The sequence below is a fragment of the uncultured Marinobacter sp. genome (assembly GCF_963974375.1).
Classification (GTDB): Bacteria; Pseudomonadota; Gammaproteobacteria; order Pseudomonadales; family Oleiphilaceae; genus Marinobacter.
In genome coordinates this window covers 18661-28250 of the sequence record NZ_CAXBDN010000020.1, presented here as the reverse complement: position 1 = coordinate 28250, position 9590 = coordinate 18661, and the positions used below count along the sequence as shown (strand labels likewise).

The 9590-nt window shown below is 58.7% G+C and carries 8 protein-coding genes and 1 tRNA gene; 4 read left to right on the top strand and 5 right to left on the bottom strand.

Going from position 1 to position 9590, the window contains the following annotated elements:
- From AAC035_RS03185 to AAC035_RS03175, 3 genes are all read right to left on the bottom strand, one after another.
- Positions 1–1784: filamentous hemagglutinin N-terminal domain-containing protein (locus AAC035_RS03185; RefSeq protein WP_339799871.1), on the bottom strand; the 1784-nt coding region annotated here is incomplete at its 3' end.
- A 64-nt stretch (positions 1785–1848) separates the two neighbouring features.
- The gene (locus tag AAC035_RS03180; protein ID WP_339799870.1) at positions 1849–3534 is read right to left on the bottom strand and encodes a ShlB/FhaC/HecB family hemolysin secretion/activation protein; all 1686 of its coding nucleotides are present in this window, start codon (positions 3532–3534) and stop codon (positions 1849–1851) included.
- A 302-nt stretch (positions 3535–3836) separates the two neighbouring features.
- Positions 3837–3927, bottom strand: a tRNA-Ser gene (locus tag AAC035_RS03175).
- Positions 3928–4320: 393 nt separating this feature from the next.
- Between AAC035_RS03175 and AAC035_RS03170 the strand changes: the two genes are divergently transcribed.
- The 4 genes from AAC035_RS03170 to pgsA all read left to right on the top strand — a co-directional run bounded on the left by AAC035_RS03170 (position 4321) and on the right by pgsA (position 8012).
- On the top strand, positions 4321–4578 hold the full coding sequence (locus AAC035_RS03170; RefSeq protein WP_339799868.1) for a hypothetical protein: 258 nt from the start codon (positions 4321–4323) through the stop codon (positions 4576–4578).
- A gap of 363 nt (positions 4579–4941) precedes the next feature.
- Positions 4942–5601, top strand: a complete 660-nt coding sequence (gene uvrY / locus AAC035_RS03165) for a UvrY/SirA/GacA family response regulator transcription factor (protein WP_339799866.1) — start codon at positions 4942–4944, stop codon at positions 5599–5601.
- Positions 5585–7450, top strand: coding sequence for an excinuclease ABC subunit UvrC (gene uvrC, locus AAC035_RS03160; RefSeq protein WP_339799865.1), 1866 nt, complete (start codon positions 5585–5587; stop codon positions 7448–7450). Before uvrY ends, uvrC begins: the two co-directional genes overlap by 17 nt.
- Before the next feature lie 7 nt (positions 7451–7457).
- Positions 7458–8012, top strand: coding sequence for a CDP-diacylglycerol--glycerol-3-phosphate 3-phosphatidyltransferase (gene pgsA / locus AAC035_RS03155; protein WP_339799863.1), 555 nt, complete (start codon positions 7458–7460; stop codon positions 8010–8012).
- 33 nt (positions 8013–8045) lie between these two features.
- Here the strand turns inward: pgsA and AAC035_RS03150 are convergent, their stop codons facing one another.
- Positions 8046–8654, bottom strand: coding sequence for an ABC-type transport auxiliary lipoprotein family protein (locus tag AAC035_RS03150; protein ID WP_339799861.1), 609 nt, complete (start codon positions 8652–8654; stop codon positions 8046–8048).
- Complete coding sequence (locus AAC035_RS03145) at positions 8651–9589, bottom strand: MlaD family protein (RefSeq protein ID WP_339799859.1); 939 nt, start codon at positions 9587–9589, stop codon at positions 8651–8653. The genes AAC035_RS03150 and AAC035_RS03145 overlap by 4 nt, the downstream gene beginning before the upstream one ends.
- Position 9590 lies beyond the last annotated feature (1 nt).

Genomic DNA, 9590 nt, shown 5'->3' with positions numbered 1-9590 from the left:
AGGCCACCAACGGCCAGCCCCCCGGTGACCGTGCCGGTAGCATAGGCTCGGGTGATTGTGCCGGAGCTGTTGTGTCCCACCAAACCGCCGACATAGTTAAGGCCCGTAACATCTCCGCCAAGCAGACCGACATTGCGAATCTCGGCGCCGCTCGCTTGCCCGAACAGACCAACATAATCATTTGCGGGCAGGTTTATTGTCAGGTTGTTGATGGTATGACCATTCCAGCCGCTGGTCGCGCTGGCGTCGATGTCACTGCCCAGCACATAGTTGCCGGCGAGGTTGCCATTCATACCCTGCAAATCGGTAGCGGTGACGCTGCCCGCCTCGCCCAGGCTGGTGATCACCGTGTAGTTAACCGTCGCTCCGTCCGAGCCCTGTCGAGTGCTGAAGTTTTCACCTGCGGCCAGATTTACCGGCGCATTGACGTTGACCGTGCTGGTGTTGCCAGCAGCTACGGCGCTCTGGCCGTATTCCAGTGCCAGACTGGCCGTGCCGGAGCCGTGCATTTCGGTATTGATGTTGATGTCATTCTGGGCACTGAGGGTGAGCTTGTTGGCCGACCAGCTAACGGTGTCGTCGACGTTGACGTCGCCCGCTGTGCCGCTAGCACCCGAGACGCTTTCGATGATGATATCGGTGTTGGCCAGGTTGGCTGAAAGCGTGGCGCCGGTGATGTCGCCGCCGGTGGCGGCGATGTTGTAATCACTGGGGTCGATCAGCCAGGTGCCGGTTTGCCCATCTGCTGCTTTTGTGGTGATTCGGGCGTTATCAGAAACTTGAACGTTTGCGGCAGAGGTTTCAACAAAACCGCCGTCGCCGCCATCAGGCGCGCTGGCATCCAGCGTACCCGCTACATTGACCGTGCCGGTTTCCATATCCCCCAGCAGGCGGATAACGCCGTTGCGGTTTTCGATGGTCTGCGCCTGAACCACACCGGTGTTATTGACCACGGTGTTAAGCAGATTGCCCGCGGACTGGGCGCTCATCAGCACCTGGCCGCCGTCGGCCTGGATCATGCCGCCGTTGGCAACCAGTGCGTCGACCGCACCCTGATCGATACTGACGGTGACCAAACCATCACCGATCATGTCCAGAGTAATGGCTTCGCCGGCAGCCAGCGTCACCGTGCCCAGGCGGGCAGAAATTACGCCTTGGTTGGACACATTTGTGCCCAGCAACGCCACATAGCCACCGTCGGCGTTGATCTGGCCCTGATTAAGGACCGCCGCGTCGCTGGCGCCCGTGAAGGTGTATTCACCGGCCATGAAGTCGGCGTCGCTGATATTCAGGGTCGAGGCCACCAGGCCGCCGACGTTCACCGAGGCGCCCTGGCCGAACATGACGCCGTTGGGGTTGACCAGAAACACCTGACCGTTGGCGGAGAGGCTGCCGAGAATACTCGAAGGGTCGGCGCCAACCACGCGATTGAGGGCCACCGAATTACTGTTGGGCTGCACGAACCGGACGGCTTCGCCCTGGCCGATGCTGAAGCTCTGCCAGTTCAGTGCCACGTTCTGGCTGGACTGGTTGATCGTCATGTTGTCCGGGCCGCTGCTGATGGTGGCGCTGCCGGCGGTGACCACACCGTCGTTTGGCAGCGCCCAGAGCGGCATGGCGAACGCCATTAGCAGCGAGGCTGCTATCGGCTTGAACGTCGGTCCCACACCTGCAACTCCGCCACAAACGGCTGAGACTTTCTTACCGCTGGATTTCGCCAGCTCGGAGACGACCAGGCAGGTACCTGTCTTCTCATTCCAGATTGTGCGGTAGATGTGGTTCATGGCGTGGCTCTCTACTTCTAGTAAACGATGTTTTTTTAGTTAACTCGCGGGCCGCAGCTCGCGTTTAAAAGTACATAACGGCCTGGAGCCAGAAACGGCTCTTGTCGTCCGGGACCGAGGTCGCCGGCTCGTTGCCCAACCGGCGGGCCAGGGACGCGGTCACCGCAAAATCATTGTGCTGTGCCCAGTTCAATCCGAGGCCGGTGCCGTGCAGGCTGCGATAATTGTTGCCGGCGTCCCATGGCGATTTGTTCAGGCCGACGCGACCGGTATCGACAAAGCCGACCAGTTGCAGCTGCCCCGGCACCTTCTCTGACAGGCTACGCAGTGGTGTGCGGGCCTCCAGATTCAGCACATAACCCTGGTCGCCATAGGCTTCGCCGCTGGGGTAGGCGCGTACACCGGAAATGCCGCCAAGACCAAGCTTCTCAGAGCTATCGAGGTTGGTTGAGGCAATCTGGCCGTTGAAGGCGACGTACAGTGACAGGCGCTCGCTCACATGCTGAAGGCGTGCGGCGGTCAGGGTGAGCTTGTCGTAACGGCCGTCGCTGCGCACGGTGGCCGCGTCCTGGGCTCGGGCCTCGGCATTGCGGATATCGAGATCGCCGCTGCTCCAGGTGAGCGCGTAAGAGTTCCAGCCACCGCCACCGAAACGATCACGGGCATCTCCATTGAGGGTGAGCATGGCGACGCGGGCTTTCTTGTCGGCGACAGTCGAGGTGGCATCCACCCGGTCCTGAAAGCTTTTATCCTCGAGATTGAGCTGCACATACAGGTTTTGTCGGCGCGAGCGGATCAGTGGATAGCTGCCGTAGAGGCTGGCGATGCTGGCCGTGCCATCTGCATCGAGGCTTCGGAACTCCTTGCCCAGATCGTATTGCATATGGGAGTATGCGACGCCGGTGTTTAGACGGCCAAACGGCAGCTGATAGGCAGCGCGGCCATAGTGCAGGCCGGCATCCGAAGTCAGCACCCGCAGGCTCAGCAGATCGCCGGAACCAGAGGGGTTGTTAACGTTGAGCGAGGCGCCCAGACGATTTTCGCCAGTGTAACGATTGCCAAGGTTATCGGCCGAGAGGGATCCACTGAATGATTGTCCCGGCAGTACATCGACGATCAGGTCGGCAGCGCCGACCGAGGTGCCGGGAACCAGAGTCGATCGCACCTCAACACCGGGAATATCCGAGAGCAGCAACATGCGACTCTCCAGCGGGTCCAGGGCGATGATATCGCCACTGTTCAGACCATCCAGCAAATCATTGGCCACACCGTCGGCCAGCTTGCTCTGGTTGCGAAGACTGAGCTCGCCGTACTCGCCTTCGAGCACGGCGATGGTTACCTGACCGTCCACTATGTCTTGCGCGGGCAGATAAGCCTGGGCGAGGGGATAACCATTTTCCCGGTAATGCCCGGCGATAGCTGCGGCGAAGCCCCGCAACTCGCCGAGTGTGAGCTCGCTTTCAACGCTGAACCCGGTGACAGCAACCAGCTCCGCACTGGAGTAGATTCGCGAGCCAGTGATCCGCAGACTCTTGACGGGAATTCGCTGCTGGCCCGCGGCCGGCGCTGTGGTGGCCTCGTCCTTCTCGATGCGCAGTTCAGGCGCGGATTCGGCCGGGCGTTGGGGCAGTTCCCGCTCGATTTGTTGATTGAGCGAACCGGCGCTGGGCAGGGACTGAGCCAAGGTTGTTGTGCAGAACATCAGGGCCAGGGATGCGGTAGCTAAAGCCAGAGAATGGAGCGGTTTCAAGATGTCGCCTATGGTTACAGTTTCATTAACCGATCATAGGCGCTTTCTTAACAATGCTGTCTGAGCAAATCTGAGCGGATGAGTGAAAAAGGCATCTTTTTTGTAACTTCTTGTGAGGCTGGAATTATTAGCGGAGAGATAGAGGGATTATTCGGTCCTTTGGACCTCATCCCTTCGGGGTCGTCGTCGCGCTGCTCCGACGTTCCTAGGGTGGCTGCGCCACCTCCGGTCGAACCCGCGAGGGTTCTCTTCCGTCTTCACGGCCAATAAAAAACCCCAGCATTTCTGCTGGGGTTTTGTGTTGGCGGAGAGAGAGGGATTCGAACCCTCGATACGCTATTAACGTATACACACTTTCCAGGCGTGCGCCTTCAGCCACTCGGCCACCTCTCCAATAACTTTAAAATTCTGCCTGAGTTTTCGCGCGGCGCTTGCGTTGCAAGCGAACTTTCCAGGCGTGCGCGTTATTCGGTCCTGCGGACCTCACCCCTTCGGGGCCGTCGTCACTTCGTTCCGACGTTCAGTCGGCCTTGCGGCCTTGGTGTCAGCCACTCGGCCACCTCTCCAATAAACTGTTCCAAATCAGCCGTTTTCTCGCTCATTTGAGGGCGCAAACTTTAATGGTTTTTGTTGGCGTTGGCAACCGTGATTTCCAAATAATATCGGCGATACAACGGAGGAGGGGGTGTCCGCTACCGGGGATTGCGGGGTTCTCCGGTTCTGGCAGGAAGCAGGGACCGTTACCGGGTAAGATGGTGGCCTTAACTTTCAGGTCAGGAGTGTCCTATGCATGACGAAACCGGCACAACCCCGCAGCCGGATCCACGGCAGGAAAAATTTGTGGTGGATACTGACTTGCTGACGGAAGATCAGGTTGAAGGGCTTGTGCAGGAATACTGCACCCGCTACCACGGTCTGAACGACACCGAGAACCCGCTGGCTGAGCAGGCGCGGGTGCTTTCGGCGGTGCGCCGGGGAGAGCTTGTGGTGTGGTTTGATCCGGAGGAAAACACGGCGGGACTCGGTCAGCCGCATCTTTCCTGAAAGGTTTTAGTTTAGCGGCCGGCCGCAGTCCCGCAATGCCAGGTTAACGCAGCCCTTTCTGTCGCTGGCAAATACCTGTCAAACCGGCCATGTAATCTGTCAGAATGCGGGAATCGCCTTGCGGCAAACCTTGATCGTCAGGCGACTATTGGACAGCTCTGCCGGGTTTTCCCATTGCGAAGGGAGCGCCGGGACCGGCAACAGAAGGTAATTTCGTCAGGGACTGATACTTTGTAGGCTATTCGTCGGTTTCGTCTGGCGGTACAATCACTGTCATGTCAGGAAACGACGGCCGATCGGTGATTGGGTCCGGAGTGACACCAGACATTCTCTGAATAACCAGCCCAGGCGGAGAGGTGAACATTGATCAGCGTACTGGTTGTAGATGACCACGAACTGGTTCGTTCCGGGATTTCCCGGATGCTGGCCGACGACCCCGATATCGAGGTTGTTGGCGAGGTTGCCTCCGGTGAAGAGGCCATCGATGCGGTGCGCAATAAGCGTCCCGACATTGTCCTGATGGACATTCGCATGCCGGGCATCGGTGGCCTCGAGGCAACCCGCAAGATTCTGCGGCTGGACGACTCCATACGGGTGATCGTGGTCACCGCCTGTGCCGATGACCCCTATCCAACTCGGGTCATGCAGGCCGGTGCCACCGCTTACATCACCAAAGGTGCTGACATCCGGGAAATGGTCCGGGCGATCCGCATGGCCCACGCCGGGCAGCGCTATATCAGCCCGGAAATCGCCCAGAAAATGGCCCTCAAGCAACTGGGCGGTGATCTGGGTGAAGACGGCCAGGAATCCATGTTCGACCGGTTGTCGGAACGCGAGCTGCAGATCGCCATGATGGTGGTGGACTGCCAGAAAGTTCAGGATATTTCCGACAAGCTGTGCCTCAGTCCGAAAACGGTCAACAGCTATCGCTACCGGATATTTGAAAAACTTGAAATTTCCAGTGATGTAGAACTGGCGCTGATGGCCGTTCGTTTCGGGTTGCTTGATGCCAACAAGGTTTGAGTCTGATGAACAACAGGCCGTCACGGAGTTCGACAGCAAAGCGTTTCTGAAACAGCTGACCGAGCGTCCGGGGGTGTACCGGATGTTTGATCAGGGCGGCCAGGTGTTATACGTGGGCAAAGCCCGGAACCTGCGGAAGCGGGTTGCCAGCTACTTCCGCAAGACCGGGCTGGCGCCGAAAACCGAAGCCCTGGTCAGCCGAATCCAGCATATTGAAGTCACCATCACCGGCAGTGAAACCGAAGCGTTGCTGCTGGAACAGAACCTTATCAAGTCCTTGCGGCCACCCTATAACATCCTGCTGCGGGACGATAAATCCTACCCTTATATCTATATTTCCTCTCACTCAGATTATCCGTCGCTGACCTTCCGGCGGGGCCGCACCCGCAAGGGGCAGGGCACCTGGTTCGGGCCCTTCCCAAGCTCTGGCGCGGTCAAGGAAAGTCTTAATATTCTGCAGAAAGTATTCAAGATAAGATCATGTAATGAAAGCTATTTCAGAAATCGAAACAGACCCTGCCTACAGTATCAGATCAATCGTTGCACGGCGCCCTGTGTGGGCTTTATATCGCCTGAAGATTACCAGGAGGATATCCGTCACGCCGCCATGTTTCTGGAAGGCAAGAACCCCGCCATCCTTCGGGATTTGATGGCCAGCATGGAACAGGCGGCTGGTGACCTGGAATTTGAAAAGGCGGCGGCCTATCGTGACCAGATCAACCATCTGCGTCACGTTCAGGAGCAGCAATCCGTGGACGGCGAGGGTGGTGACGCAGACGTTGTCGCCATGGCCCAGGAAGCCGGCGTGGTCTGTGTGGTGGTGATCATCGTCCGGGGCGGGCGGGTGCTGGGTACCAAAGACTATTTCCCGCGTTTTTCACTGGAGCAGAACGAGGGCGAACTGCTCAGTGCGTTTCTGGGCCAGTTCTACTTCGGCGGAGATACCCGGCGCGAAATTCCGAAAGACATTCTGGTTACCGAGCCACCGGACGAGGCTGACCTGCTGATGCAGGCGCTCACCGAAAATGCGGGCCGGGACACCCGGATTCGCCAGAACGTTCGCGGTGAACGCCGGAAATGGCTGGAACTGGCACAGAACAATGCCCGCCAGACCCTGCAGAGCCACCTGGCCAGCAAGGAGACGGTCTATCGGCGCCTGCTGGCCCTGAAAGACCTGCTGAGCCTGACAGAAACACCTTCCCGCATGGAGTGTTTCGATATCAGTCACAGTCACGGGGAGAATACGGTCGCATCCTGTGTTGTTTTCGACGAGAATGGTCCCCTTAAAAGCGATTATCGTCTTTATAACATTGAAGATATTACCGCCGGTGATGATTATGCGGCCATGCGCCAGGTGTTGACGCGCCGCTACAAACGCCTGGTCAACGGCGAGGGCAAGCGTCCGGATCTGGTGTTCATCGATGGTGGTAAGGGGCAGTTGAATATCGCCCGGGAGGTCTTTGAATCTCTTGGCATTACCGATATACCACTGATTGGCGTTGCGAAAGGGGTCACCCGCCGTGCGGGTATGGAACAGTTGATAGATGCACTGACGGACCGGGTTTTCCGGGTCCCCGCCGATTCACCGGCACTGCATCTTATTCAGCATATCAGGGATGAGTCCCACCGCTTTGCCATTACCGGTCACCGTGCCCGGCGTGACAAAAAACGCCGGCAGTCTACGCTGGAGGGAATTGAAGGCGTGGGCCCCAAGCGCCGACGGGAACTGATCAGGTATTTTGGCGGTATACAGGATCTTCGCAAGGCGGGTATTGACGAAATCACCAAGGTTCAGGGAATCAGCAAGTCTCTGGCGGAAGCCATCTACGCGGCATTACACGACGAGTAAGGACAAGATGAACCTGCCAAATCTCCTGACACTTTCACGGATCGTGATGATTCCGGTCTTCGTGGGTATTTTCTACATGCCGGTGGAGTGGCGCTATCTGGTCAGCGCTGCCATTTTCGGTCTGGCGGCGGCCACCGATTGGCTGGATGGTTATCTGGCCCGCAAGCTGGACCAGTCAACGCCTTTTGGCGCTTTCCTGGATCCCGTTGCCGACAAGCTGATGGTGGCCGTGGCCCTGACAGTTCTGATTCAGGAACATGCCAGCGTGGTGCTCACCGTTCCGGCCATGGTGATTATCGGGCGGGAAATTGTCATCTCGGCCTTGCGGGAATGGATGGCGGAGATTGGTAGCCGTGCCAGCGTGGCGGTGTCCTACATCGGCAAAATCAAGACCACCGCCCAGATGGTGTCTATCATCATGCTGCTGGCAGGACCCCCGGGGGTTTGGCTGGCCTACGCCGGTACTGCGCTGCTTTATGTGGCGGCCATCCTGACGCTCTGGTCGATGATGCTGTATCTCCGGGCCGCCTGGCCCGATCTGTTCCCGGAACAGCAGCAGTAAGCAATCGAAACCGGGTCACAGCGGGTAGCCCTGTCAGGGCGCAGGCTGCTCCAGAATCCACGCAACAACGTCCTTTGCCATCTGGTTGGTCGCCCTGCTGAAGGCGGCCACCACCGCCTCCAGAGACTCATCCGTACTGGCCTGCCTTGCTTCAAAGCGCCGGGTCGATAGCAACGACCGACTTCTTTCGTCCATCAACTGGGCATCAAGGCGCACGGTGGCCACCGGACTGCCGTTCTCGTACACAACCTGAAACTGGCCAAGGTCAGTCAGCAGGCTCCAGTCACTGCGGGAGCGGCTGATCTCATTCACCACGCCGGTAAAGCCCTGGCTTTGTCGCAGGGCTTCAATGAGCTGATCTCTGACCAGGTCCGTGGCCGGCTGGCGCCAGCGGCTACCGCCATAGATCGCAAGTTCGCCGGAGTCCTGACGTACCACGATTCGCGATGTATCAAGGGGAGAGGCGGCCACGGGCGTGTCCACCCGCAGGATCACGGATCTGGCGATACGCTCTTTCGCCGTAACTTCAGGCTCTGCCAGTGCAAACTGGCGGGGTACTTCCCGCGCGGGGAATACCGTGCAACCGGCAAGTGTGGTGGTCAGTACAGTCGCGAGCAGGGCGCGGGAACAGACGTTGGTCACGGATTGAACTCCTGAATGGGTTCCCGGCCGAGCAAGGCATCGGCTGGATTGTCCTCAAGTCTTCGCGCCACCCGGCTGAGCTGACGCAAGGTCGCCCGCAACTCGCGCATGGCCGGCGCCAGTTCTCCCAGACCCTGCAGGCCCTGGTCAATTGACGCATCGTTTGCTTCGGTAATCCGGTCGATTCGCGTGGCGGTGGCTTCGAGGGCCATCAGCATGCTCTCGCTGCTGTCGAGCAGGGCCGGTGCCCGGGTTTGCAGGGTGTCATCCAGTTCCAGCCCGAGTGCGTTCCAGGTATCCATGGTTTCGATGACCCGCAGGCTGGTTTCATCAAATCTTGCCATCAGCTCGCTGAATTCGTTCTGTTGCTCGGGCAGATTCTCCGTGATGCTCTCCAGATTCACCGCCGTGCTCTTCAGGACGGCAATGGTATCGTCCGAAAACAGGGCATTGGCATTGGTCAGCAATTGATCAAACTTTATTACCAGTTCCTCACCGCTCTCAAGCAGCATACTGAACGGGGAGGGGTCCGCAGGGATAAGCGGTGGATTACTGCGACTGCCAACCAGCAATTCAGAGTCCGGAGAGCCGCCCCGCAACTGGATGCTCATGCTGCCGGTGATGTTGGCCAGCACCAGACCAGCCCGGGTGTCTTTCTTGATCGGTACGTCTGCATACACTCTGATCAGGGCGCGGACACGACGCGGATCCGCCGGGTCCAGGCGCAGGTTGACCACGTCACCCACCGCGATTCCGCTGTACTGCACCGTATTGCCCTCTGACAGGCCGCTGACGGCCCGCTCGAAGCCCACTTCATACCAGCTGTAGTCCCGGTCAGTACTGGATTTCGCCAGCCACAGCGCGAAAACAAGTGCGCAGCCCAGGGCCGTGACGACAAACAGACCGATAATCACGTGATGTGCTTTCGGCTCCATG

What these genes read in the sequence shown, in the direction of transcription:
- AAC035_RS03145 (WP_339799859.1), bottom strand. Translation starts at nt 9,589, where the DNA reads ATGGAGCCGAAAGCACATCACGTGATTATCGGTCTGTTTGTCGTCACG.
- uvrC (WP_339799865.1), top strand. Translation starts at nt 5,585, where the DNA reads ATGCCAACAAGGTTTGAGTCTGATGAACAACAGGCCGTCACGGAGTTC.
- pgsA (WP_339799863.1), top strand. Translation starts at nt 7,458, where the DNA reads ATGAACCTGCCAAATCTCCTGACACTTTCACGGATCGTGATGATTCCG.
- AAC035_RS03170 (WP_339799868.1), top strand. Translation starts at nt 4,321, where the DNA reads ATGCATGACGAAACCGGCACAACCCCGCAGCCGGATCCACGGCAGGAA.